The organism is Thomasclavelia cocleata (genome assembly GCF_900102365.1).
GTDB classification, from domain to species: Bacteria; Bacillota_I; Bacilli_A; order Erysipelotrichales; family Coprobacillaceae; genus Thomasclavelia; species Thomasclavelia cocleata.
The window spans coordinates 1-26,355 of record NZ_FOIN01000035.1 but is presented as its reverse complement, the minus strand read 5'-3'; the positions used below and the strand labels follow the sequence as shown (position 1 = coordinate 26,355).

23 protein-coding genes are annotated in these 26,355 nt (G+C 27.4%); 15 read left to right on the top strand and 8 right to left on the bottom strand.

Going from position 1 to position 26,355, the window contains the following annotated elements:
* Positions 1–602, top strand: a 602-nt coding sequence (locus tag BMW96_RS10935; protein WP_218139423.1) for a PD-(D/E)XK nuclease domain-containing protein, incomplete at its 5' end; no start/stop codon positions are given.
* A gap of 597 nt (positions 603–1,199) precedes the next feature.
* Here the strand turns inward: BMW96_RS10935 and BMW96_RS10930 are convergent.
* Positions 1,200–1,658 carry a dUTP diphosphatase gene (locus BMW96_RS10930; RefSeq protein ID WP_092355740.1) on the bottom strand — a complete coding sequence of 153 codons (459 nt, stop codon included), beginning with the start codon at positions 1,656–1,658 and terminating at the stop codon, positions 1,200–1,202.
* Positions 1,659–1,715: 57 nt separating this feature from the next.
* Positions 1,716–2,315 (bottom strand): YigZ family protein, encoded by a 600-nt coding sequence (locus BMW96_RS10925; protein WP_092355737.1) that lies wholly within the window; start codon positions 2,313–2,315, stop codon positions 1,716–1,718.
* A gap of 95 nt (positions 2,316–2,410) precedes the next feature.
* Between BMW96_RS10925 and BMW96_RS10920 the strand changes: the two genes are divergently transcribed.
* The 6 genes from BMW96_RS10920 (at position 2,411) to BMW96_RS10900 (ending at position 8,858) form a co-directional block, all read left to right on the top strand.
* Entirely contained in the window at positions 2,411–3,292 is an 882-nt protein-coding gene (locus tag BMW96_RS10920; protein WP_092355734.1) for a DegV family protein, read from the top strand.
* Complete coding sequence (locus tag BMW96_RS10915; protein WP_092355729.1) at positions 3,280–3,726, top strand: S-ribosylhomocysteine lyase; 447 nt, start codon at positions 3,280–3,282, stop codon at positions 3,724–3,726. Before BMW96_RS10920 ends, BMW96_RS10915 begins: the two co-directional genes overlap by 13 nt.
* 344 nt (positions 3,727–4,070) lie before the next feature.
* Complete coding sequence (locus BMW96_RS10910) at positions 4,071–4,916, top strand: polysaccharide deacetylase family protein (protein WP_143050743.1); 846 nt, start codon at positions 4,071–4,073, stop codon at positions 4,914–4,916.
* Between the two features lie 431 nt (positions 4,917–5,347).
* Entirely contained in the window at positions 5,348–8,377 is a 3,030-nt protein-coding gene (locus BMW96_RS10905; RefSeq protein WP_092355723.1) for a beta strand repeat-containing protein, read from the top strand.
* Positions 8,378–8,398: 21 nt separating this feature from the next.
* On the top strand, positions 8,399–8,527 hold the full coding sequence (locus tag BMW96_RS14715; protein ID WP_257606852.1) for a hypothetical protein: 129 nt from the start codon (positions 8,399–8,401) through the stop codon (positions 8,525–8,527).
* A 67-nt stretch (positions 8,528–8,594) separates the two neighbouring features.
* Positions 8,595–8,858, top strand: coding sequence for a hypothetical protein (locus tag BMW96_RS10900; protein ID WP_092355718.1), 264 nt, complete (start codon positions 8,595–8,597; stop codon positions 8,856–8,858).
* Between the two features lie 152 nt (positions 8,859–9,010).
* Here the strand turns inward: BMW96_RS10900 and BMW96_RS10895 are convergent, their stop codons facing one another.
* Positions 9,011–9,745: a hypothetical protein gene (locus tag BMW96_RS10895; RefSeq protein WP_092355715.1), complete on the bottom strand. Its 735-nt coding sequence runs from the start codon at positions 9,743–9,745 to the stop codon at positions 9,011–9,013.
* A gap of 334 nt (positions 9,746–10,079) precedes the next feature.
* On the opposite strand from BMW96_RS10895, the gene BMW96_RS10890 reads away from it, so the two are divergent.
* The 7 genes from BMW96_RS10890 (at position 10,080) to BMW96_RS14220 (ending at position 21,267) form a co-directional block, all read left to right on the top strand.
* Positions 10,080–10,349, top strand: coding sequence for a PqqD family protein (locus BMW96_RS10890; protein ID WP_092355712.1), 270 nt, complete (start codon positions 10,080–10,082; stop codon positions 10,347–10,349).
* Entirely contained in the window at positions 10,342–10,776 is a 435-nt protein-coding gene (locus tag BMW96_RS10885) for a S24/S26 family peptidase (protein WP_092355709.1), read from the top strand. The genes BMW96_RS10890 and BMW96_RS10885 overlap by 8 nt, the downstream gene beginning before the upstream one ends.
* 123 nt (positions 10,777–10,899) lie before the next feature.
* Positions 10,900–12,126, top strand: coding sequence for a nucleotidyltransferase family protein (locus tag BMW96_RS10880; protein ID WP_092355706.1), 1,227 nt, complete (start codon positions 10,900–10,902; stop codon positions 12,124–12,126).
* Positions 12,127–13,409: 1,283 nt separating this feature from the next.
* Positions 13,410–19,124, top strand: a complete 5,715-nt coding sequence (locus BMW96_RS10875) for a fibronectin type III domain-containing protein (RefSeq protein WP_092355703.1) — start codon at positions 13,410–13,412, stop codon at positions 19,122–19,124.
* A gap of 66 nt (positions 19,125–19,190) precedes the next feature.
* Entirely contained in the window at positions 19,191–20,663 is a 1,473-nt protein-coding gene (locus BMW96_RS10870) for an InlB B-repeat-containing protein (protein ID WP_092355700.1), read from the top strand.
* 25 nt (positions 20,664–20,688) lie between these two features.
* A complete protein-coding gene (locus BMW96_RS14710; RefSeq protein ID WP_257606851.1) occupies positions 20,689–20,817 on the top strand; it encodes a hypothetical protein in 129 nt (42 codons plus the stop codon).
* Between the two features lie 306 nt (positions 20,818–21,123).
* Positions 21,124–21,267 (top strand): hypothetical protein, encoded by a 144-nt coding sequence (locus BMW96_RS14220; RefSeq protein ID WP_157796081.1) that lies wholly within the window; start codon positions 21,124–21,126, stop codon positions 21,265–21,267.
* Positions 21,268–21,331: 64 nt separating this feature from the next.
* Here BMW96_RS14220 and BMW96_RS10865 read toward each other — a convergent pair whose 3' ends face one another.
* From BMW96_RS10865 to BMW96_RS10845, 5 genes are read right to left on the bottom strand one after another with little or no spacing between them, the layout of a single operon-like run.
* A complete protein-coding gene (locus tag BMW96_RS10865) occupies positions 21,332–22,996 on the bottom strand; it encodes an ABC transporter ATP-binding protein (protein ID WP_092355697.1) in 1,665 nt (554 codons plus the stop codon).
* Complete coding sequence (locus BMW96_RS10860; protein WP_244881310.1) at positions 22,983–23,417, bottom strand: S24/S26 family peptidase; 435 nt, start codon at positions 23,415–23,417, stop codon at positions 22,983–22,985. Before BMW96_RS10860 ends, BMW96_RS10865 begins: the two co-directional genes overlap by 14 nt.
* Entirely contained in the window at positions 23,410–23,676 is a 267-nt protein-coding gene (locus BMW96_RS10855; RefSeq protein ID WP_092355694.1) for a PqqD family protein, read from the bottom strand. Before BMW96_RS10855 ends, BMW96_RS10860 begins: the two co-directional genes overlap by 8 nt.
* Before the next feature lie 4 nt (positions 23,677–23,680).
* Entirely contained in the window at positions 23,681–24,382 is a 702-nt protein-coding gene (locus BMW96_RS10850; protein WP_092355690.1) for a hypothetical protein, read from the bottom strand.
* Positions 24,369–25,553 carry a nucleotidyltransferase domain-containing protein gene (locus BMW96_RS10845; RefSeq protein ID WP_092355687.1) on the bottom strand — a complete coding sequence of 395 codons (1,185 nt, stop codon included), beginning with the start codon at positions 25,551–25,553 and terminating at the stop codon, positions 24,369–24,371. The genes BMW96_RS10850 and BMW96_RS10845 overlap by 14 nt, the downstream gene beginning before the upstream one ends.
* A gap of 389 nt (positions 25,554–25,942) precedes the next feature.
* Here BMW96_RS10845 and BMW96_RS14390 point away from each other — a divergent pair.
* A partial coding sequence (locus BMW96_RS14390) for a hypothetical protein (protein ID WP_218139422.1) occupies positions 25,943–26,355 on the top strand: 413 nt, incomplete at its 3' end.

Sequence of the window (26,355 nt, the reverse complement as noted above, 5' to 3'; positions counted from 1 at the left end):
AGGAAGATATGAATGATGATATATACAGTTTTTTATTGTATACAGGATATTTAAAGATTCAAGACAAGGTATATGATGATAGTGGAAAACAGATAGCAGATACTTATAAGCTGGTCATACCAAATAAAGAAGTGAAAACAATTTATGACAATATATTTATGAAATGGTTTGATGAGTATCAAAGAGTAAAAAGAAATACTTTTATTGGTAAGTTATTAGATGAAAAAGAAAAAGAAGCACAAAAAATTATGAATGATGTGTTAAAGAATAGTATCAGTTATTATGATAACTATGAAAGCTTTTATCATGGATTTATGATAGGATTTTTAAAAGCAGATGGATATGAAGTCAAATCAAATAGAGAAAGTGGGGAAGGGAGATTTGATATTATGGTGATACCATATGAGATAGATGAAACAGCGATTATTATAGAATGTAAGCATTCAAAAAATAAAGCAGTGCTAAAAAAAGAGAGTGAAGATGCTGCAAAACAAATTATTGGAATGAATTATCAGCAGGGATTGAAAGATGAAGGATATGATAATGTTATTGGTTTTGGTATTTCATTTTTCAAGAAACAGTGTTATATTACAAAAATATAGTGGAATTGAATAAATGGTAGGTGTTTCAAAAAAATTGTATAAGTGATCCTATAAATAAATTATTTATCAATAATATAATAATAATTGACTATACTAATAGCCGGTATAGTTGCTTTTTTTATCTATAATCGTTCTTTGGATTTGTCCTTCAAATATGAATTTTAAACTAAAATATATAATTCTTAATATATAATGTTTGAAATAAACTATCCTTTCTAGGAAAGACTGCTTATATTTTAGTGAATATCTAAAAACATTATTTAGACTCTCAATAAAGGTTTTATCAGAAAAATATATATTAAGGGCATAACATATATTAAGAAGTTTTCTAAAGAAAAAAGTGGAAAAACTCCATCTATAGATGATCTGATAGCTAAAGGGATTTTATCCATCAAAACTGGTGGATTTTACAAATGAAAAGCTTTTGTATGCTTTAGATATGATCAGTCACTAGTATTATATACTATTTTAAATGTATTATTAATACCACACTTTTTCAGCTATAAAAAATGAAAACCAGAAGAAAATATCATTTTGATATGACTTCTGGTTAAATTAATAACATTGATCATTTGATTTTGTTTTTCTATTTTTTTGTTAATTGTTACTATAATTGTTTAAAATTGTATCGAAGTCTAAGCCTATTTTAAATCCTAATGTAAAATAATCATCAATACAATTTTGGAAAGCTTCAAAACTGTAGGTATCAATTACTTCTAAGGCACTTTGATAAACTTTAATTAATTGATCAGCAGCATTATTAGTATCACTAATTTCTTGATAATTTTTTAGATTATCAACATGTAGTTCAAAGCCAACAGACATTAACATATGTAAACCATCAATGTAATAATCTAATAGTTCTTTATCATTAGTAGAAGAATTATCCCAAAAGCTAAATATTTTGGCTTCTTCACTAGCTTTTGCTAATTCACAAAGAAAAGCTAATATCTTTGTTTTAACTTTATCTTTGTTTAAAACATTATGATCAAAATTATTAACTAGTTTTAATTCATTAGTCACATGTTCCTGATAAATTTTGTTTATTTCATTCATTTTAGTAATCACCTCTCTTAGAAATCATTATACTCATTTATATGACATTTTAATGAATTATGATAATTCTATATAATCATTTCTAATATATGTTTTATCATATGTATTATTAGTTAGATCTTGAATAATCGATAAAAATGATTCGTCTTCAAGATAACAAGTATAACTAACTTGTTCAAGATATTCAATATTAGTACATTTTATTTTGTGTACTTTAAGTAAATGCTCAAATTTTTTAGTATATGAATAATCGATGGTTATTTTATATAATGGTACACTGAATTTTTCTACAATATCAGCTTCTTTTAAAGCATCAGCAACACTTTGGCGATATGCTCGTGTTAATCCTCCAGCACCTAATTTAATACCACCAAAATATCTAGTGACAATAGCGATGATATTAGTTAAGTTATTCTTTTCTAAAACATCTAACATAGGAAGACCAGCAGTACCGCTAGGTTCACCATTATCGTTTGCTCTTTTTTGATTTCCAACAATATAAGCGATACAGTTATGATTTGCATCATGATATTTTTCTTGATATTGATGGATAATTTTGTCGATTTCTTCTTCGTTATTACAAGGAATTAAAGTACAGATAAATTCAGATTTTTTAATTATCCATTTATAAATTGTGATTTTACGTATTGATTTCATTAAATCCCCCATTTCTCTATTATCATAACATATATTACTAGAAATATGATGATAAATTTGATATATTAGTAGCATAACTATAGGAGGAAATAACTATGAGTAAAATAGCAGTTTTAGCTGATAGTGGATGTCAATTGCCAATTGGCTCATTAGAAGAGCAAGGTATTTATATTGTGCCCTTAACAATAACTATGAGTAACAAAACATATTTAGATTTAGAAGAAATAACAGCCATAGATGTTTTTGAGAGAATGAAGGAAACTGGAGAAATAGTTAAAACATCACAGCCATCAACAGGTTCAATACAAGCTGCAGTTCATAAAATTAAGGAAGCTGGTTATGATCATATTATTGCTTTATCAATTGCAACTGGGTTATCTTCAACTTTAAGTGGAATGAAATTAGCATGTGATATGGTAGGAATTCCAGTTACTTTGATTGATACAAAAGGTACAGCTAGTAATCATCGTTATTTGGTTAGAGTTGCTAAAAAATTAATTGATGATGGTAAAAGTATAGATGAGATTGAAAGTATTTTAACTGCTATGGTAGAGCAATCTGGAACTTTAATCATGGCTCCAAATTTAGATCATTTAAAAAAGGGTGGTCGAATTACTCCAGCGGTTGCAATGTTAGGAAATTTATTGAAAATTGTTCCAGTAATGAAATTAAATTATAATCTTGGTGGTAAAATAGATAGTTTAGATAAAGTTAGAACAATTAAGAAAGCAAATTTAAAAATTATTGAACATATGGTTGAAGTATGCGGTGTTAATAATCAGGATTATATTATTGCTATTGAACATGTATTAGTTGATGAATTAGCGCACTCAATGAAACAAGCATTATTTGATAAAATCGGAAAATGTCAAGTTATAGTTAGAGAGTTACCTGCTGTAGTTGGTGCTCATATGGGAGTTGGTGGAGTTGGATATCAATATATAAGAAAATATGAGGGTTTATCATGGAACGAATAACAAGTTTTAGTGTGGATCATACAAAATTGACAAAAGGAATATATGTTTCTAGGATAGATGGTAATTTGATTACTTATGATATTCGTATGACTGATCCTAATGTTGAGCCTGCATTAGAGCCTAAAGCAGCTCATACAATTGAACATATTGGTGCTACTTTACTTCGAAATGGTAATTATAAAGATAAAATTATTTATTTTGGTCCTATGGGATGTATGACAGGTTTTTATTTGATTGTAAAAGAATTGGATTTAAAAATAGTTAATAATTTGATTAAAGATGTATTTAGACAAATTGCTATGTGGAATCAGGATATTCCTGGAGCAAAGGCCAAAGAGTGTGGAAATTATCGTTTTATGGATTTAAATGAGGCTAAAAAAGCAGCTGCTTATTTTATTGATAGTACATGGCAACACGAATATCATTATTTATAATTATAAGTAAAGTATTATGATAAAATAATATTTTACTTTTTTACTGTTTTGATCATGATTATAAGGCTTAAACGATAGTAAAATATTTGGATAAAAATTGGTATTTAGTATTGATAGTTTATTTAATGATAATTAAGATAAGTGTAGGAAATTTAAAGGAAGGAAAGGGTATATACAATTGATTAATATACTTAAGATAATTGGGTATCATGATAGAAAATAAAGAACAAAGGTGGAAGCTAGTAATTGTTTTTGTAATATTCATTATTACTATAGGAGTTTTATTGTTCCTTTTTTTGCAAGAGGATCAAATAAAAAAAGAAAAGGATGTTTATTATGGGAAAATGGAACAGGAGGTGGAAACTTTTGTTAAAGAAAAAAAACAGTTAGAAACTGATTTATTAGATTTAGAAAAAAAGTATGATAATGAAATTAATGGAAAGGCTAGTGTGGAATTACTATTTACTGATTTGAATGAAAATATTTATACAGATATTTATCCTTGGATGAAAGAGTATGGTTATATAGGAACATTGGCAATATCTCCTAAAAGTTTTCCTGGACAGAAAGATTGTTTGAGTATGAAACAATTTAAGGAATTGATTAATGCAGGTTGGCAATGTTGTTTAAAATGGGATGAAAGTAGTGATATTAATGAATGGTTATCATCATGTAGGGAACTAGCAAAAGCTTTAGAAATTAAGTTAGTAAATGCTGTGTATTTTCCTACAGGGTCCTATAATAGTAAGTATGATGAAATTCTTATGAAAGAAGGGATTTTAGTAGTTGTTTATCATGATGAAAATGATTTATTATCAATTAATAGTAAATTTAAAAATGATCTCTGGTATTCAAGTGCTCTTGCGTGGAATAGTAATCAAGCTACTTCTATTTTATCTAATTTAATGAATCAAAAAGGAAATATGGTATATACTATTGGTTCAGAATCAATCTATGAAAAATATGAAGAAGGTAATTTTATTGCAATGTTAAAGAGATTGAAGAGTTTTTCAGAAAAAAATAGTATTCTTGTATATAATCTTTTAGAAGCAAGAGAGTATTGTAAAGAAATAGAAAATAAACGTGAAAGTATTGAAAATAATTATAAACCACAAAAAGAAGTATTAGAAAGTAAAATTGCTGAATTGGATAAAAAAATAGATAGTGTTTATGATAAATATATAAAATAATAGTTTATTATGGATACTTTGTAGAAATGTAAAATTCTTGATATTTTTAATTAAAGGAAGATGATTTTATATTTAATATTTAAAAAGGAAGCTCAGGTTATATTTAATAATATGATTTGGGTTTTTATATTACTCTTTAGATGCATGCTTATAAAATATATGTTTTGTATTAGTGATTGGTTAATTGTCTTTAAATAAATATATTAGTTATAATAAAAGTTAAAAAAATAATTTATTTTTTATTATGAGATAGATAGTGTTATTATTAATTTTAAATATAAAATATTAAAAAACATTGAAAACGATATGCAGTATTGTTTGACAAATTTACAAAGAGAGAGTTATAATTGAGAATGTAGATTAGTGCTTTTTGCTATTTTTAAAATATACTAAGCAATAAAAAAACAAATATAAAAAAGGAGGAGATATTAATGAAAATTAAACATGTGCTTACAAAGATATTAACTTCATTGCTTGTAATAACAATGTCATTTTCTTTGTGCATAAATGTTTATGCTGAAGATGGTTCACATCTTAAAAATTCAAATAGCATAAATACTATTAGTGGTAACGATGATGAAAAAGTTGTAGATTTTCCTAATGAAAATTATAGTTCTTTAAAAGAATTTGTTACTACTTTAAGTGGGGGAGAAGTTATTAAGTTAAATAATGATATTATTTTAGATGAAACTATAGCATTTAATAAAAGTGATATCGTTTTAGACTTAAATGGATATACTATTTCAGAAAGTGATGGATTTAAAGGGAATTTTTTAATACGTAGTTCAAAACAATTAACTATTCGTGATTCATCACAAAATAACACAGGTAAGATTATTAGTTATAAAAAGATTGCTATTCATATTGCTGGTTCTTTAGTATTAGAATCAGGTACAATTGAAGGAAATGGTGCCCAAACTATTACTATTTCTAGTAATGCTTCATTAAATATTTTGGGTGGAAAGATTGAAAGTAAAAATATTGGTATTAGAACAATAAGCGCTACTAATTGCAATATAAATGTAAAAGGTGGAGAAATTATTGGTACTACTGCTATTAGTGCTGATGAAGGAATTATAACAATTACTGATGGTTTAGTTAAAGGAAGTAACTATGGTTTACTTATTCAAAATGCTAAATTAAATGTAAAAGGTGGAGAAACTGTTGGTGCAACTGCTGTTCTTATTAAAGGAAATGCAGAAATAATTGTTGATGATGGAACTGTTACTGGAGAAAGTACTGGTATTAATGCAGCTAGTGGAAGTATAACAGTAAATGGTGGTTTAATTAAAGGAAACAGTTATGGTTTAAATGTTCAAAATGTAAAATTGAATGTAAAAGGTGGAAATATTGAAGCTGGAAATGATGGTATTCGTGTTAAAGGAGACATGGAAACAATCATTACTAATGGAACTGTTAGTGGAACTAACGCAGGTATTAATGCTGAAAGTGGAAATATAACAATTATTAATGGTAAAGTTCATGGAAATATTTTTGGAATCAAAACACAAAATACTTTTATTGGTAATATAAAAATAGAAGGTGGGGAAATTATTTCTGAGGATACAGCTGTTAGTACTGGGGCTGGAAATGTAACTATTACTAATGGTACAATTAAAGGAGTTAATTTTGGTTTAAATGTTCAAAATGTTAAATTAAATATCGAAGGTGGAATTATAGAAGCTGACATTGATGGTATTCGTATTAAAAGTACAGAAATGATTGTTACTGGTGGAAAAATCATTGGAAATAACTCAAGTATTTATGCTGTTGATGTTAATGAAGAAAATAAAAGCTATGTAACTATTAAAGGTGGCGAGTATTTTATTCCTGCAATTTCTGAGACTTCTATTATTCGAGGCGGTAATAATAATGTAGTTATATCTGATGGTACTTTCTATAATAAAAAGCCAAGTGTTACTTATATTGCTCCTGGATATAGAATATTATCAGATGATGAATCTGAAACTGGATTATACAGAGTTGCTAATCATGATATTGAAGTTGTAGATGCAAAAGAAGGTGCGCAACGTTATTATTCAAGTTTACGAACTGCGATGAGCAATGGTAAAAATATAAAATTATTAGGTAATGTAACTGAAAGTGTTACTATTGTTAAAGGTGAAGAAATAACATTAGATTTAAATGGCTATACATTAACAGGTATTAAAGATATAGATGGTAGTATGAAAAATATTCTTACTAATAATGGTACCTTAACAATTATTGATTCTAGTGAATCTAAAATTGGAACAATTATGGGTGGTAGTGATAATGGTGATGGAATTACTGGTCAAGGAGGTATTCCATTAGTTAATAACGGTACTTGTGTAATTGAAGCTGGTAATATTAAACGTGGTGATGATAATACATTTGGTAACTATACTATTAGAAATAATGGTAATTTAACTATTAATGGTGGAAATGTTACTAATAATTCTAACGAAAATCCTCTTTTAATTAATAGTGATTCAGTTGGATTTAGTTCTACATTAATAATAAATGGTGGAAATATTAGTCAGCCAAATGGTATTGCTGTAAAAAATGAGTTTGGATTTGCTAAAATAAATGGTGGTACAATTTCATCTGATACTAGTTATGCATTACAATGCTGGGCAGATACAGAGATTTCAGCTGGTAATATTATTGGTTCAGTTGTTGTTTTTACACGTAATAATACTAAGGCAGAATTAAATATTACTGGTGGTACTATTGGACGTGGTGATCAAGATTATATTAGAGCATGGAATTATTTTGATAAAGGATCTGCAAAAAATGCTCCTGTTATTAATATTTCTAAAGATGCAGTTGTTAATGGTGTTTTAGAAGCAGTTGAAACTAGAGCTAATGGTGAAAATTATATTTGTAGAGATAGTAATATTGCATCAATTAAAACAACTGGCGGTTCATTTGATCGCAAAGTTCCTGATTATGCATGTTCAAATGGATATGCATCTCAATTGGATGAATCTGGACGTTATATAGTGAAACCAGCTATTTCTACAAAATATGTTGGTGGATCATTGTTAATTAAAGATATTGTCGAAAAAGTGAATATGCGTTTTGCATATACATTTGCTTTACCAGAAAATTGTAGTATTGAAGATGTTGAATTAGTATGGAATTGGGGTACTGCTGATAATAATTTAAATAAAGAAGTAAAATGTGTAAGTTATGTCTTAAATGGAGATGGAACTTATACAGCTAATTTAGTTATTAATAATATTCCTGTTGATACTATTGAACGTTATAGTAAGAATATTTATGTTAGATTAATAGCAAGATATAATGGAGTGGATGATAATATATTAGATGAAAATATTGGAGATATTATTTATCAATCTGCAAAAGATGTAGCTCATAATATGCTTTTATCTGCTAATTTAGATGAAGATCATAAAGCTTATATAGAAAAATTAATTAGTCTTTATGAAAGTCAAGATTCAAATGAAACTAAATAAGTTATAGAAAAGAGGAAATTTATGAAAAAAAGTGACTTATATCAAGCACCTGCTTTAGAGATTATTCCTATAGATGAGAATGTAATTACAACAAGTGAAACACCTCAACCAGGTGATAATGATACTGATTTTGAATTTGGAGATTGGTAGTATTGTATTATAAAAGAGATGTTATTCATCTCTTTTTATTTATTAGGGATAGAAAGAAGGTAGACCAATGTTAAAAAATAAAAAAATAATTGTTGGTGTTATTATAATAATTATTGGATTAGGAATTATATTATTTATGAATTTTAATGGAGATACTTCTAATACCATAAAAAAAGAGTTTGAAAGGAAAGAAGATAAAAAATTGGATCAAGATGATAGTAATGGATCTATATCAGATATAGAATTAAATCCACGTCAAGAAATTCATGAACTATTTGATAATCAAATAATTCCTAAAGATGGTGATACAGAAATAGAATATGGAGAGTAATTGATTAAATAGGTTAAGAATGTTTTGCTTATTAAAATATAGAAGTTCTTGTTTAATAGTAGGTAAATAAAAAAGGGAATAAAGTTATTTTGGATTAAAATAATTTATTCTCTTTTTTTGTTTATTATAGATAATAAATGTAATTGGAAAAACTACTTATCAATTTTGGAATCATTAAAGGATAGGTGTGTTAGGGCTTCAAAGCTACTTTTTACTGCATTTTGAGAAATATCACATGTTAGTTTATAAAAAGAAACATTTTGAATTAAAGTATCAAGGCAATTAAAAATATGATTAATAGAAGAAGAATCAGTTGATAAGTATACTTCTTTTATTAATGAAACAATATGTTGATCAATATTAATTTTATCTATTGTATTGTTTTTTCCTTGTTCTATAAAACATATAGCATTTAAAACTGTTTTTTTGTTTTTTTGCCACTTTTCTTTACCACACCATGGAGTTCCATAAGCATATACTTTGTTATTTTCAATAGATAAAATAGGTTTATCCCCATTAATTATTTCAACATGTTTTCCAAAATATTTTTTCCATAATCTAATATGAGTACTTTTCCCTGTGCCACTAGGAGCAATAAACATAAGGCCTATTTGATTATATGTTATAACAGCACCATGCATAAGAAAACGATTGTATAAAGGGATTTTTTCAGCTATTAAACGATATACAGTTAAACTTTCAATATACCCTATATCAAATTTATCAAAATCCTTTTTTTCTTTTAATAATTCATCTTCATTAGTAGATATTTTAAAATCATAATCTTTATCATTAACTATGTAGTCTTGACACATATTAAAACAATATTGATAATGGCAGTGGATATAAATTTTTAAATCTGCTAATTTAATAATAAACTTATACATAAATAATCAACTCTCTTTTTAAAGATTCTAACATAGTTTATAAAAAAATGAAACCTAATTAATATGCATTAAAATTTTTAATTTTTTTATTAATTGAAAAAGTAAATTTTATTTTTGATGTGATAACAATAGAATTTTTTTGAAACTATTTTATATGACTGAACAAAAGTATATTATCATAGTACAATAGATTAGAGTGTTAAAACTAAATAATTAGTTATAAGAGTTAAATTGCTCTTTATTATGATTTATGATAATATATAGGGTATAAAATATACTAATAATTGTTATTTATGGGCATTATGTAATATAAGTGTTTTTAGGAGATGATATTATGAAGATTAAAGAAGGGTTGATTTTAAGAAATATTGCTGGTTCGACTGTAGTTGTTTCAACTGGTGAAGCTAGTCTTGATTTTTATGGAATGATAAAATTAAATCAGACTGGTAAAGTTGTTTGGGAAGGAATTGATAAAGGGTTATCTGAAAAGGAAATAGTTTTAAAGCTTTTAGATGAATATGATGTTGAAAAAGATATAATTGAATCTGATGTTCATAATATGATTAATCAAATGTATGAAGCAGGTTTTCTTGTGGATGAATAATATCGAAGCTATTTTAGAAAAAGAAGGGTATTTTGCTTGTACGACTGTTGGTTTGAGTATGTATCCAATGTTAAGAAATAGAAAGGATACAGTTGTAATCTATTCTGTAAATAGATGTTTAAAGAAATATGACGTTCTATTATATAGAAGAGGAAATGATTATGTATTACATAGGGTTATAAAGGTGTTAGAAAATGGTTATTTGATTAGAGGAGATAATTGTTTTTATAATGAACTTGTTTTGGATAACCAAGTTATTGGTATATTAGGTTTATTTTATCGTAATAAAAAAAAGATTAAAATAAGTGATTGGCGATATGTTTGTTATTATAAATGTTGGTGTTTTATTCATCCTATTGGTGTTATTTTCATAAGAATAAGAACCAAAATAGGTTGTATGATAAGATATGTTAGTAATAAAATATAAATTAGATTATTATAATTTATATTTTTTATTATTGGGGAATAAATTTATTAAAATGTTTTATTGTTTTAAGTCTTTATTTAATATATTCCAATATTATAGATAAAAGAAAGGAATGTTGAGTTCATGAGTGGTAATCAGATTTCAATAGAGGAATATAGAAAGGGAAGTTTAATCTTGATACGTTTAATTCAAATTGCTTTATCTTTAGAACAAAAGCAATTTGTTATTGATGAAAATGAGTATTTATGGGATATTGTTTATTATTTATCACAATATAATAATGTTGAAGGTATTACTTATTTAGGGGCAAAAAATGTTAAAAATATTCCTCAAAGAATTATTGATAAATGGAAAAAGAAATATGATACAACTGTTTATCACCAATTTCTTTTTGAAATAGAAAGTCAAGCTATATTTCAGAAAATGGAAGAAATGAAAATAGCATATTGGCCAATTAAAGGGGCAAGAATTGCTCGTTATTATCCTTTACCTGGTATGAGATTTATGGCTGATAATGATATTCTTTATGGTTTTGTAGAAATTAATAATGGTCGTTATTGTCAATTGGGACAAGATGAAAAAGAAAAAAAAGAGTATATGAAGTCTGCACAAAAGATATTAGTGGACATTATGGCAGATAGGGGTTATGATTATCAATTAAATCATGGGAACTCTGATGTTTTTAAAAAACCACCTATCTTTAATTTTGAAATGCATTATCAAATATTTATTTCAGGTCAAAAAAATTATAATTATTATAAGGATCCTTGGCTTAAAGCGAAACGTTGCTTTGATGATAAAAATGAATATTGTTTTATAGATGAAGATGAATATATTTATATGATTGCACATACTTTTAAGCATTTTAATAGTTCTGGTTGTGGAATTCGTTGTATAATTGATTTATTTGTTTTTTTGAAAAATAAGGAAAAGTGTATGGATTGGAATTACATCAATCATGAATTACAGATGATGGATTTAGATGAATTTCATAGACAATTGAAAAAACTTTCATTATCATGTTTTTTATTCAAAAATCTAGATTTAGATGATGAAAATTTATTGCTTTATTTAATGAAGAGTGGAACATTTGGAAATATAATTTATTATTTTGAAAGAAAATATGATCAACAAAACAGTTCTTATAATTTTGTTAAAAAAATAAATTATTTAAAGAAACGTTTATTTTTATCTAAAGAGCAATGTCGAGATGTATTTCCTTTTATTTATAAACATATGTATTTGATGCCTTTTTTAGCTTTGTATAGGATTGTTAATTCTATTATTTTAAGACCAAAAAGATTTTTTAGTGAATTTCGATTTTTAATAAAAAAAAATGAAAAAAAATAGATATTTATGAAACTTTGTTTTAAGCTATCTAAGCTAATTAGTAGGAAATTAGAAATGAGGGTAATATAAGTGAAGAAAGAAATTGTTTTATGTTTGATTTCTATTGCTGTAATATTAGAATTAGGTTTTATCTAAACCCATAGGGAAAGTCATGTTACTTATAATTTTAGTTATAGTTACTGTATATCTTATTTTTGATATAATTAAAAATGGAAACAAGTGGTAAAAAGTAACAATTCTAGTTTATCAATATAATGGGTGCAAAATAAATTGGGATATATATTTATCTATAAATATTTTTTGTTAATAAAAAGAAATTATTGATTTTCATAATTATGTGTGGCTTAGAGCTGAAAGTGGAAAAGAATGTAAGGTTTATATGACATATAGAAAATAATTAGAAGGTCTTTTAGGTAAACGATTTCTTTTTGAGGGTACATAAAAATGGTAATATGATTTGTTTGAAATAGGATGAATATTGAATCACTTCTTTATGTATCAATTTTAAGAGACTATTTTGAAAAATACTATAAAATATCTGTATCTAAAATTGATAAAACGACACTATTGATAAATATTAAAATCAATAATATTGTAGTGTTTCTTATGATTTATTTGAAAATAGTGTTATTGGTATAAAAAAACAATATATTGGATAGTTATATGCATATAAAAAGAAAATGGAACCTTGGATTATGGAATAGAGATTTTAGGGGGTCTATTAAATGACTTTTATAAGCAAAATAGTTAAATTAATTATTCTTTTTACAAAATAACATGTAATGAGTGATTAATTGGAAATGAATTATTTTTTTGACCTATTTGTTACAATCTTATAAAATTATATAAGATATATATTGAAAATCATTTTCTAAAAAGAGATATAGATCAATATTTAATTGGGATAAATCTCTTTTATTTTTATTTATAAAAAAGTTATCTTAGATGTTATAAAATTATTTTGATTAAGCGTAGAAATATAGTAGAATTATTAGTTAAAAATATTTATAAATTATACAAAAAAATACCAAAAAATCGAATAAAATAGTATACAAGTATACATTAACGTTTTTTGTGTTAAGTTTATTAAATTTTTTTATCTTTTCTTTAAATTTGTATTGAAATTTATATTTATGTTATTGTATATTATATGTGTGTTCTATTGACATATTTTCACATAAATATATTGGTATTTTTTTGTAGCAGAAAATATAATATATATATTTGTAAAATTTGATTAGGACACAATTTTAATAATTTCAACAAGGAAGGAGTATGATTAATTGAAAAGGAAAGTATTTGCATTGCTATTAGTTTTTTGCATGATGTTTCAAACTGTTGTAGGCGTAAATGCCTTTGATACTAATAGTGATGAAGCAGAAGATCCTATTTCTGAAATAAGAACAATTGATAATACAGGAATTAGTGAAACTTCTGATGAAAATGGTAGTACAGGTAACGAAACAACAGGCGTTACAAATTTTGAATTACAATTAAAATTAGACTTTAAAATATCGTTAGAACGATTAGAAGAATTAGTAGGAATGTTTAGAGTATGTTTGCAATCTGCAGACAGTGTAAATAATGGAGAAGATGACTTAGCTAATCATCCAGAATTTAGTGCTAAACATGTTCATGCTTACATTGATAGCTACAATGAAGATATGGTTGTTTTTAAAGCTGAAAATGTAGAGCCAGGAGAATATAGATTAACTTTGGAAACTGAATATTTTTTCCAAGATTTTTCACAAAATTTAACTATTAAACCAAATACAAAATCAACTTTAGTATTTACTGATAGTTATAATGCTGCATTAGGTGGTATGGGAGTATTTGCTCTTGGTGATTTAAATGCAGATGGATTAATAAATGAAGAAGATTCTAAGGTTTTGATTGAGCATAATGGACATAAAGTTCCTGTTGTTTCTCAAAAACCAGAAGAAGGACAGGATGTAGATTCACAAAATCTATCAGTGCCTGAAGATTCAACAGAATCTGATCATTCATTTGAATATGTTTATGATTTAAATCAAGATAAAATTATTGATATTGCTGATTTAGCAATTCTTGTTTATAATCTTGATCAAGAAACAAAACCAGCAGTTGCAATTGAAACTTTATTACCTACAGTAGTAAAAGTAGAAGCTAAGCAAGAAGCTGCTATTCCACAAGGTGAACGTAAATTAGATACAATCATGGAAGATGCTAAAGAACCAATTACGTTAGCTCCTAAAGAAGATGCTGTTATATCTGAGGAAAATCCAGTTAAAATTGAAATGGATATTAATACTCAAGAAGCAGCAACTGGTGGAATTGTTATTTCAGCTCCTGCAGATACAGGACCAACTAGTGGTACTATTGAAGTAGAACGTATCATTGGTGATACTGATCTTGATGGAGTAGAAGAAACAGAAGTTATCAGTGTACCTATTGTGGATGAAAGTGCTCCAGCCAGAAAAGCTAAAACTAGATCTATTGCTCGTGCTGCGGCACAAGCAATTAGAAAAGCTGATGGGAGCATTGTCATTGATTTAGGTCAACAAATTGCAATTAAGAAAGTTACAATTGTAGTAACTGCTACTGCTACAAGTACTAAATTAACTGAAATTGCTAAAGTTGAATTCTTAAATGATATGGAAACAAGAATTCCAGAACCTGAATTAAATATACCTCAAAATATTGTTGTTTCTGGAAAAGGAGACCAAATTACTATTACTTGGGATCAAGAACAAAACGTAACAGGTTATGAAGTATCTATGTATGCAATTGATACCGATGGTAAAAAAGTTGGTCCTAATACATATAGAGCTGGAATAAATGAAATTGAAATTCAAGAATTTGAGGGTGGAAGAAAAGATAAAGTCACTTCATTATGGGATTACTATGTTTCAGTAAAATCAGTTAATGGTGATTGGTCAAGTCCATATTCTGAAACTGTAAGTCATCACCAATTAGCAGGTGGACCACCACCAGCCCCAGATATGGTAAGCATTAATAGTAAATACAGACAATTGGATGTTTCATGGAAAGACATGCAAGATACAGAGTATTATACTTTAGAATATCGTGAATTAGGAAGCAGTAGTGAATTTACTGTAGTTAATAATATCATGACAAATGCTTATAAAATTACAGGTTTAAAAGATGATACTTCATATGAAGTATACATTTCAGGATGGAATCATGACGATAACAATAATGAAAGACATGGACCACGTTCATTACCAGCTGTAGGTAAAACAATTAACGAAATTCCTAAGTTCCAAAAATATAGGATGATTAACAATGATATTCAAAATATAAAAATGATACATGGTAGTGGTTATGTAAATGATTTTGATGCTAATCAACTTATAGATGGAGATTATTCAACATATTTCTTCTCAAGTGTTGGTTCAACTTTTGGTGTAGATGTAACATTTGAAAACTCACATAAAGTCAAAGAAATCATTATGAGTAACCGTTTGGAAGATCAATATCGTGATTCAGCTAATTGGGATTATTCAGGAATGTCAGTTACTTTATACAATGGAGAAGAACAAGTTAAAACATATTCTCTTAGTAATGTGACTCAACAAAGTTTACATCCAACAGCAAAAAATACAATTAAATTTATTTTACCTGAAGCAGTGGAAGCAACAAGAGTACGTTTTACATTAATAAAATATGGTTTTGCTTGTACTGAAAAAGGAAATTCAATTTCTGAAATCAACTTCTTCGAATATGATAGTTTAGAAGATGATGTATATGGATTATATGCAGATGATATGCATGTAACACTTAAGGAAGATGTTAATGAAGCAAAAATTGCTGAGCTTGAAGAAAGAGCAAATACAATAGATGAAATCAATAACGAATATCATCCAAAGAAAGATTTATTATTAAGTGAGTTAGCTAATGCTAGAATCTTATTAAATGATAAGAACATTGGTGGTATAGTTAGTGCTAATCCAGATGTAACATTAGAAGGTACAAGTAAATTAGGATTTGCAGGTGGTCTAAGTGGATTACAGCCACTAGGATATGTAGCAAAATCAGGAGATACTGTTAATGTTTATGTTGGACAAAAAGGAAAACAAATTGGTGCAACAGTACCAGTACGTTTAGTATTTACACAATATCATCCAGAAGCATCTGCATGGAAATCTGGTGAAATCGCTTTAAAACAAGGTTTAAATGAAATTACAATACCAGAAGTATCTAGCCTAGGATATGAAAAGGGTGGATCTTTATATATTGTTCAAACTAATAGTGCTGATGTAAGAAAAAATCCAGTTCAGGTACGTGTAAGTGGTGCAACAAAGATTCCACTTCTTGATTTGCATAGACCAGTCGGTGATGCTCGAAGAAATGAAGATGGATGGCAAGAAAAGATTAATGCTTATGTAGCTGAATTAGAAGATTATGTAGCTCACATGGAAGCTAATCATGATAAATTACATAGTGATATTCAGACACTAGATGAAGGATATAATCAAACAAACTGTTTCTTAAATAGTACAGAAATAAGTTTAGATAATGTTTTAGTATCTCTTCCAGCAGAAAGAATTTTAGCTGGATTAAAAGGACAACTAAATAGTAATAAAGCTGGTTCACTTGAAGAAGCAATGGATAATTTTGCTGGAGCAATGAACCAAATGTTAGAGTTATTCTATAAAGAAAGAGGATTAGCTCCTTATACAGCAAATGGTACTCATGGTACTCCTACAGCACGTTTCAATGTTCGTTACCATAGAATGTTTGCTGGAGCATTTATGTATGCAGGTGGAAGCCATTTAGGAATTGAATATGGTTCTTCAGCATTGACTTCAAGTGAGGGTCTTCAAGTAGATGAAAATGGTAAACCTGGAGAAGGTAATATGTTTGGTTGGGGACTTGCCCATGAAATGGGTCACTGTGCTGATCCAGGTGGTGTGACTATTGCAGAAGTTACTAACAATATTTGGTCTCAATTTGAAAAAACTAGAGATACTGCTGCAACATCACGTATTCCTTATCCAACAGTTTATAAACATGTAACTTCATCTACAATTGGAAAACCTGGTCAAGTTTTTGCTCAATTAGGTATGTACTGGCAGTTACATCTTGCTTATGATAAGAATTATTCTCACTATGATTATTATAAGACAGGTTATAATAATGATAACTATGTAAATATGTGGCAAAATGAATTCTTCGCTCGTTACTATATATATAGAAGAGATATGGGATTTGCTCCTAAACCAGGTGGTGTAGCTCTTACAAATTCTGGAAGCGTAGATCAAAATGTTATGCGTACAGCAATTGCTGCTGCTGGTAAAGATTTAACTGAATTCTTTACAGCTTGGGGATATCAAATGGATGCAGGAACTCAAGCTTATGCTGCACAATTCCCAAAAGAAGAACGTAAAATTCAATATTTAAATGATTCTGCTCGTGAATATCAGCTTGCAAATGGTCCTGCAATGACTTCAACTGAAGTAAATGCTGAATTAAGTCAAGGAACTGGTGCAAATGCTAAGAAAGTAACTTTCCAATTGAGTGTGCCTGGTGAAAGTAATCCTGATGCTATTTTAGGTTATGAAATTATCAGAAATGGTAAACCAGCTGCTTTTGTGGAACCAGATAAAACATCAGAAGATGGTGTTACTGAATATGTAGATGTAATTGGTTCTGAAAATAATCGAGTTATGGATTACAAAGTAGTAGCATATGATAAATATTTAAATACTACTGCTACTAAAGTTTTTGATTCAATTAAGATTCGTCATGATGGTGAGTTACCAAGTGATGATTGGACAGTATCTACTAATACAGTTTCTGATTATGGAGTATTGACAGTATATGATAATACTAATGTTGTAGAAGGTAAAACATATACAGATGTACTTACTAATCAAAAGGTTACATACAGTAAAAAGATGGGTATTAAATATTTAGATAGCGATACTGGAGAAACACTAGAAACTGTAAGTGCTTCTAAATTAATTATAGATGGTGATGTAAGTACTTCATTTGTTGGTTCAACTGCAAATAATTCAGCAGCTTGGTTTGCTATTAATTTAAATAGAAAACAAAATGTTGTGGGAGTTAAGATTAAGTTTGCTAATGATATTGAAGAAATGCCATATACAACTAGAGATTGGGCATTCTCATTAGAATATAGTAATAATGGTGGTGCTTCATATACAAGATTAGGTGCTTTTGAGTTTAATAATAGTAGTAATGGTGTTGCTCATGAAGATGAAGATGGTTACAAGATTGCTTACTTTAAAAAAGCTGGAAATAATCAAAATATTTATGGATTAGATATTACTAATCTTCGTCTAACAATGGGTGGTTCAAGACCTACAGATAAGGCAAATAAGATTGGAATTACAGATATAAAATTATTAGGTCAAAGTGGAGATAATGTTGATATTGGTATTTCTCATATTAATGAACAAGGTAAAGAAGTATGGGATACTGAAAATACTATTGGTATCTTAGATAAGGATTATATTTTAGACCAAACAACTGGTTCAAAAATTCCTGCTGGATCATTTATTGTTACTGGACAATATACTGGAAATGCTGCATACAATGTGGTTAAATTATATAATGAAAAACATGTAATGCATGATGATAGTTTAGAAAATAAAGTTAATAGTATTATTAATGGATATCAAGTATTCTTTGCTGAAGTACCAGAAACTGGAAGTATTATGAATACTAAGGATGGTACATGGATTTATTGGTTAGAACCATTACATGGTGAAAATGAAGGTAAATTTGGTTTACCTGGTGCTGGTGAAAATGGTAGTGATTTTGTTGTTGAATTACCTACAAAGGTATATGCTGAATTATATCGTGTGGATAATGCTACAACATTAGCTGGTGAGCGTATGGTAAGTGATAGCTTTACAATTGATGTACCAGCTCAATTACCTACAATTACTTTAACTGATGATAACAATGAGACTGAAACTGTTGCAGAACCAATTGTTGCAGATGTTAAAGCAAGAGATGACGAAGAATAAAAATATAATAACCTTGAAAGAAGAATATCTTCTTTCTAGGTTGTTTAATAAAAATAGGAGGAATACATGAAAAAATTAAAATTAATGGCATTATTTCTTTCCGCTACTTTAGCTTTTTCAGCGATTATTCCTGTACCTGTATTGGCTATAGATGAAACTGAAACAGGAGATAAAGAGGAAAGTGTAAAGACTGCAGTTCCATATATTTTAAGAACTGAAGCAGCTGGGGAGTATGCTAATAATCAAGCAAATGTTTGGTTAGAATTAAATAAGAAAAATTCTGAAAATATTGCAGCATATCAAATTAGTTTAAGATTAACTTGTGATGATGGGCAAATGTTAGAAGGTTATAAATTAAATTTAGAGTTTGATGATGCATTAAAGGGTGCTAAGGTAAAAAATGCTGAATTTGATGATGCAACTGGTGTTATAAAAGTTATTGTTGCATCAACTCAAAACTTAGTAAAAATTGATGGTGATAGTCATAAATTACCTATTGGTAAAATTACTTTAGTTCGTCCTGATGAAAGTACTGTTTTACAAAGACAATTCAAGATTACTGTTGATGGAAATACTGGTGATTTAGTAACAGTTGGAACTGATAAAGTTAGAACTTCAGCTAGTGAAAAATATGGTGAAGATTTTCAAATTATGTCAGATGGTACAATTTTAGGTGAAAAAATTAAATATCCACTAACAGTAAATGCTAAAAACGGTACTGTAAAAATCATGGTTTCTGATGAAAATGGAAATGAAGTTGAAGTTAAAGATTTAAAAAATATTGAAAGAGGTAAAACTGTAAAAGTAATCCAAAAAGCAAATACTGGATATAGATTTGCAGATATCAAAGCAGTAGATAAAGTGACTAATACACCTATTACAGTATCTGGTAATTTTACATTTACTATGATGAGTCCTGTTGAGTTAACTGTGACTTTTGAGGAAATGAATGAAAAATTCACTGTTACAACAGTTAATGGTAAAGCTGATAAGGAAGAATATTCAAATAGAGAGATTGCTACTGTTACTGCTGGGAATGTTGATGGAAAAAAATTCTCTCATTGGATAAATACAGATACTAAATCTGTTGTTTCTTATGATAAGACATATACTTTTCTTGTTTTAGGTAATACAAATTTAGAAGCTGTGTTTATTGAAAATACAGAAACAGTTGAAAAAAATCCATTTGTTACTATGAGCAATGAAGTTACTTCTACTAAAGTAGGTGACAAATATCGTATTAGTTTTAGTGGACAATTCTTTTTACCAAAAGATTGTAAATTAAAAGAATATGGAATGATTCTTACTCCTGATAAAGGCTTAACTGTTGATATGATTACTTTAGATTCATCAATTAGATTACAAAAGATGATTGCTACTAATAAAAATAGTGTAAATCAATATGTAATGAATGTTAATGGTGTAAAACCAGGAGTAACTAGAAGTGGTCGTATGTATGTAATTTATACTGATAGTAATGGTGTGGATAAAACTATTTATAGTGATACATTCGCTACTATTGCATTACCTACAAATTAAAATAAACTACGGAGGATAGGACTGCATGAAAGAGATATATGAAGTACCTTCAATTGAAGTTACTAAATTTGAAAATAGTGATTCAGTAATAATGATGAGTAATGTTGATACAGATATAGATAACGAAGGTGGAGATCCTGGTTGGGATGATTAATTCATCTCAATCAAAATCCATTATATAATAAAAGACTACTGCAAATTTGTAGTAGTCTTTTTCTAAAAGAAATATATAAATAAAATTATTACTTTTAAGAAAAATTGTTTTAGAAATAGGTTGAAATATATATTTATAAGAATTGAGATTGTAGAAATTATTGTGTAGAATTATATAAAGTTGATATAATAATTTTGTGGTTTAGATGTTTTAATAGATAATTTTGTATGATTTATGAAATTTTAATTTAAATTTTTTGATTGTATGAAAGTATTTGTATTCTGTTGACACTGGAAAGGAGAAAAAATGAAAAAGAGAATTTTAGTATTTTTGACATTGCTATTTGTTTGCTTTGGTATAACTGGTTGTCAAAATAAAGATGATAATACAAAGGTAGATAATGATATGGGTGAACTAGATAATGAAGTTGCTGACCCATTTGATGAATAATTATTAATAACTTTGGCTTTGGATGCTTGGTATCCTGGCCTTTTTTGTATAATAAAAATACCCTTTATAGGGTATCGAAATATATACTACCATTTTCAACTTTGATTATTTGATCACAACAATTGATAGCAGCTAGACGATGGGAAATACATAAAACTGTTTTTTGATGAAAATTTTTAAGATTAGAAAGCAGTTTTTTTTCTGTTTCGAGATCTAATGCAGATGTACATTCATCAAGTAATAAGATTGGGGCATCATTTACAATTGCTCTAGCAATAGCAATACGTTGTTTTTGTCCTTCTGAAAGACCAACTCCATGTTCTTTTAAAACTGTTTCCATGCCACTTGGTAATTCTTCAATAACCGTATCTAAACAAGCTATTTGGATAGCTGATTTAATTAGTTCTTCTGAGGCATTATGGTTTCCAAAAAGAATATTTTCACGGATTGTACCAGAGAGAATCATATTTCCTTGAGGAACGTATGAAAATAAATTTCTTGTACCAGCATCAATTTTAATATTTTCATTTTTAGTTTGAATTGATAATTCACCAGAGTTTAATTTAATTAATCCTAATAGTAAATGGAATAGTGTTGTTTTGCCGTTTCCTGATGAACCTATTATAGCTGTTACGTTACCTTTTGGAATAAAAATAGAAACATCTTTTAAAACACTTTTTTCATCATAAGAGAAATTACCATGCTTTAAACTAATACCTTCCATATTTTGGTAAAATGTTCTAAGATCAATAATTTTATAATTAACACTTTCATTTTTTAGAAATTCAATTTCCATTAACCGTTGTGCTGAAGCAATCATACTATCATATTTAGGAATTAATCCTGAAACATTACGAAATGGGGCTTTAATTTGATCTAAAATTTGTAAAAAAGCCATTAAAGTACCAAAAGTTAAATTACCTTTAGAAATCTGAATAGCTCCCCAGCCAAGAGCAGTATAATAACCTGCCGCCATCATTACATATATTGAAGTATGAGCAATATTACTAATTGTATTTTGTTTAACTCTAATTTTATAATTATCGTTTTGTTTTTCTAGTAATTGTTCTTTTACAGAATATTCATTTGTAAAGGATTTTATAACAATAATGTTTTCAATACATTCTTGCATAAATGAGTTTATAGCACCTTGTGTTTTTTGAATTTCTTTATGAAGATAACGAAATTTTTTACTATAAAGACGAGTACATATTACAGTGATCATTCCAATTATTAAAATTATTGAAGTGAATTTTACATCAATTGTTAACATTACTGCGATTCCAGCAATAATCTTAGTAAATAATGAAAATATTTGAGGAATGAAACTAACTATCCCATCAGATACAATTCCAACATCACTAGTGAAACGATTCATTAATTCACCAGAATGGAAAGTAATGATATCTTGATATTCTTTATTTATTAAAATACTCAATAATCTTTCTTTTAAAGTATTTTCTATTTTTGCTTTACTACGAACTCTACAGTTACTAGAAGCAATATTAGCTAATGCTTGAAAAGCAATGATCCCTAATAAAAATAAACATGTATTAATTATTGAACCTGAAGTATTTTTTGTTGCAATATCTAATACTTTTTTAGAAATAACAGCAATTAAAATAAAACTTCCTGAAATAGCCATACTAATTAATGATAACAATATTACTAACCAAAGATATTTCTTACTACATTGATAAATCCATTTAATGGTATTATTTTTTAACATTTTTTAAATACCTAATTCTATATAATATAGATAAAATAATTTTTCTAAATGATAAAGAAAAGCACCATAAATATACATATAATCGGTATAAGGAAGAAGATGTATCTATATATTTATCATCACGATAAAAACCCTCCATTATTCCTAAAATCTGTTCTTCTTTTACATTATATTCTTTTATATATTGATTATCACCACAAATAACATAGTTATCAGGATTAATCTTTAAAATTCGATGCAAGATATAATCTCCATTATCACGTTTATATAAAACTACATCATATTTTTTGGGTGAGAGTGTTTTTCTTTTTAAAACTGTAACATCTCGGTTAGGACGTATTAAAGGTAGCATACTGGTACCAGTTGGAGCAATAACTAGATAACCTTTATCTAATAGTGCTTCTTCCATTTTTTTATTCATCTAATAAATTGTCTTTTCTTAATTTATCAATAAATAAGTCAATATCTTTTTTAGCTTGCTGTTCAGTTAATTCATATTTATCTAGTACTAGTCCTAATAATTCTTCTTTTGTTTTATCAGTTTGTAATTGTTCCCAAATAAATGCACCAGTTGAATTCAATTGAATCATACCATTAAAATCATTGCTTTTTCTATTTATTGATACTACTACAAAATTATCTGCTAATTTTCTTAACATAAAACCATTTTTTATTTTCATTATTTTATTCTCCTTTCATTTTATCATATGCCATCAAAGCAGCTTCTTTAGAAATATTACATTTCATTTGATATATAGGTGTTTTTGTTAAAACTACATCTAGCATATCAAAGAAATGATTGATAGTGTCTTGTTTTTTTGGAAAAATAGTTTGTTTTAATATTAAAGGTAAAGCATCTTTAGTTGGTATTAAATCAATGCTATTATCTTTACCTCTTTCAAGAAAACAAATTGCTTGTAATGGAACTTTCATATTTAGATTTTCATCTGTTTTACCACTAAATGGTGTTCCATAAGCATAACATATACCGTTTTCAATTTTAATTGCTGGTTTATCATCATTAATAATTAATGCTTTATCCCCAAAACATTTTTGCCATAATTTAGTATGAGTAGATTTTCCAGTTCCACTATCTGCAGAAAATAAATATGCTTTATTATCAATTACAACTGCTGAGGCATGGAGTAAAAAGCCTCCTAGATTGATTAATTTATTGTAAAATTGTGATCCAGCATAAATATATTCACATTGTTCTAATGTTAAATGAGGATTTTCCTGTTGTTTTATTTCACAGAATTCTTTAGTGATTGTTAATTTCATATCTATTTTCTGCTCATCAATTCGATATGCTTCCATTTGATTTTTTAGCAAAGGATAAATTGGTTCGTATTCAACTATACATCCAGCTATTTTATAAAATTTCATCTTTATCAAGTCCTACTTTCTTTAAAGCTTCGCCTGTTTCAGATATCTTATGTTTATTAAAGGGCCTTTTTATTATTTTAATAAACTCACTCTTATCATCCATGATTTTTGCAATACCACGATGAATCCAGGCAATAGGTAATAAAAAAGGAAAATGATTTACATATGAATATTTTTCTTTCATATTATTTAGACATGGAAAAACTATTTCAAATAATATTTTGACTCTGTTTTTAATGATTTTATTAGTTGTATTTCCATCTTTTAATATTTCATTATTTAGACTGTTTTGAGTTGTACCATAGGCACCACTATTAATAATATAGTTAATCAAGTCATCATTTTCTAATTGATAATTATCGTCTAAACATTTTTTTAGTATTTCTTTTATTTCTTTTTCAAATTGCAGCAAACCAGCTTTATCTAAATTAAATTCAATATAACTGCGATTACAATCTTTTTCTAATCTATTTTCAAAAATCATAAAATCTAAAAGCATTCTAATACCTATACCACCAAATTTAAAATGCTTTGCCATATGTCCAACCATATAAAGATAAAAATCATCAATTGACATTTCATAAGTATATTCGTTGTCTTTATTTGCTTTGGTACAACGTTGCCAAATATTATCAAATAATATGTCTAGTGAATCATTATCATTATAACACTTACGATGCATTTCAACTGTCATATATGGTTCTTTTATATAGACATCATGATGATCTCCAGTGACGTATACCTGATAATCTATTTCTAGTAATGCTTGTTTTACTAATTCTGTTTTTTTATCTTTGAATAAAATATCTAAATCGGTTAGAAAACGCATATCTGGAGATGGATAATATTTTTTAAGAATACTGCCTTTTAAGGGCATGTTTTCAATTCCATATTCTGCAAATTTTTTTTGGATCATTTGTAATTCATAATACTGGTTTATTTCTCTAACCATACCTTTTTGTTTAGCTAATTGAAATTTTTTATAGATATCTTCTGGCATATATTCTGGTTTGTTTGATATATATCCAATGATATTATCGATTTGATGAAATTTGCATAGTTTATATATATAATTCCAATCTAAATCTTTTTCAACCGTTAGTGTATAATTATTACTTAATACTGCTTTTAACATCTTAAATATGTACTTATGTTCTCTTGTTTTATTCATTACAGCCTCCTAATAATATTTAATTGAGTGGTAGAAAAGATAAAACATATTTTATTAAGTGTATTATTAAATCATAAATATACTACCTAATCATGGATTATTATAACTTATCTTAAATAGTTTGGCTATAGGATTTTTCATTGATTTTTTAATTTATAAAATTAAATAATTACTATTCATAGCATACGGCAGACATTGTCTGCATCCTAATTTGTAAAATAAAAGTCAAAACATCACTCCTTATTTTAGTGTATAATTAGTATATACTGTTCTTTTTGGAGATTACTTGATCCTTTGACCTTTCTCCCCGGTTTTTTTGTTAGGAGTGTGTTTTGACATGAATATCATAGAACTTTACAACAATAAAATCAATGGTGTTTTATCCTCTTTTGATCGCATTATTCTTTTTATCCCTTCAAAGTTCACGCCAGTTTTTATTCTTTCTTATTTCTAATTCTGTTAAGCTTCTTGATTTCCATTCTTTCACTAAATCTCAAACTGATTCTTTATGCTTACATATTGACTCTTATGCCAAAGACTGTGGTGTTGATATTACTTATTTATCTTCTCCTAAAACTAATAAAGATGAACTTGCTCGGGCTGTTTTTGATAACGATCCTTCTAGGACTGGTTTGATTGCTGCTTTTTCATCTGTTGAACTTTGTCGTACCATTACTGTTGTTTCCAATCATCAAACTCTAAAACTAGAAACTGCCTCTCGTCAAACCAAATGCAAGCATTACTATCTTTACTATAATGACGAAGAGTTTGGATGGATGTTTATTAAGATTCAAACATGGTT

Excerpts from the sequence above, each read along its gene's own strand:
- BMW96_RS10930 (WP_092355740.1), bottom strand. The coding sequence starts at position 1,658 with ATGAATGAAATAAACAAAATTTATCAGGAACATGTGACTAATGAATTA.
- BMW96_RS10925 (WP_092355737.1), bottom strand. The coding sequence starts at position 2,315 with ATGAAATCAATACGTAAAATCACAATTTATAAATGGATAATTAAAAAA.
- BMW96_RS10920 (WP_092355734.1), top strand. The coding sequence starts at position 2,411 with ATGAGTAAAATAGCAGTTTTAGCTGATAGTGGATGTCAATTGCCAATT.
- BMW96_RS10915 (WP_092355729.1), top strand. The coding sequence starts at position 3,280 with ATGGAACGAATAACAAGTTTTAGTGTGGATCATACAAAATTGACAAAA.
- BMW96_RS10910 (WP_143050743.1), top strand. The coding sequence starts at position 4,071 with ATGGAACAGGAGGTGGAAACTTTTGTTAAAGAAAAAAAACAGTTAGAA.
- BMW96_RS10905 (WP_092355723.1), top strand. The coding sequence starts at position 5,348 with ATGAAAATTAAACATGTGCTTACAAAGATATTAACTTCATTGCTTGTA.
- BMW96_RS14715 (WP_257606852.1), top strand. The coding sequence starts at position 8,399 with ATGAAAAAAAGTGACTTATATCAAGCACCTGCTTTAGAGATTATTCCT.
- BMW96_RS10900 (WP_092355718.1), top strand. The coding sequence starts at position 8,595 with ATGTTAAAAAATAAAAAAATAATTGTTGGTGTTATTATAATAATTATT.
- BMW96_RS10895 (WP_092355715.1), bottom strand. The coding sequence starts at position 9,745 with ATGTATAAGTTTATTATTAAATTAGCAGATTTAAAAATTTATATCCAC.
- BMW96_RS10890 (WP_092355712.1), top strand. The coding sequence starts at position 10,080 with ATGAAGATTAAAGAAGGGTTGATTTTAAGAAATATTGCTGGTTCGACT.
- BMW96_RS10885 (WP_092355709.1), top strand. The coding sequence starts at position 10,342 with ATGAATAATATCGAAGCTATTTTAGAAAAAGAAGGGTATTTTGCTTGT.
- BMW96_RS10880 (WP_092355706.1), top strand. The coding sequence starts at position 10,900 with ATGAGTGGTAATCAGATTTCAATAGAGGAATATAGAAAGGGAAGTTTA.
- BMW96_RS10870 (WP_092355700.1), top strand. The coding sequence starts at position 19,191 with ATGAAAAAATTAAAATTAATGGCATTATTTCTTTCCGCTACTTTAGCT.
- BMW96_RS14710 (WP_257606851.1), top strand. The coding sequence starts at position 20,689 with ATGAAAGAGATATATGAAGTACCTTCAATTGAAGTTACTAAATTTGAA.
- BMW96_RS14220 (WP_157796081.1), top strand. The coding sequence starts at position 21,124 with ATGAAAAAGAGAATTTTAGTATTTTTGACATTGCTATTTGTTTGCTTT.
- BMW96_RS10865 (WP_092355697.1), bottom strand. The coding sequence starts at position 22,996 with ATGTTAAAAAATAATACCATTAAATGGATTTATCAATGTAGTAAGAAA.
- BMW96_RS10860 (WP_244881310.1), bottom strand. The coding sequence starts at position 23,417 with ATGAATAAAAAAATGGAAGAAGCACTATTAGATAAAGGTTATCTAGTT.
- BMW96_RS10855 (WP_092355694.1), bottom strand. The coding sequence starts at position 23,676 with ATGAAAATAAAAAATGGTTTTATGTTAAGAAAATTAGCAGATAATTTT.
- BMW96_RS10850 (WP_092355690.1), bottom strand. The coding sequence starts at position 24,382 with ATGAAATTTTATAAAATAGCTGGATGTATAGTTGAATACGAACCAATT.
- BMW96_RS10845 (WP_092355687.1), bottom strand. The coding sequence starts at position 25,553 with ATGAATAAAACAAGAGAACATAAGTACATATTTAAGATGTTAAAAGCA.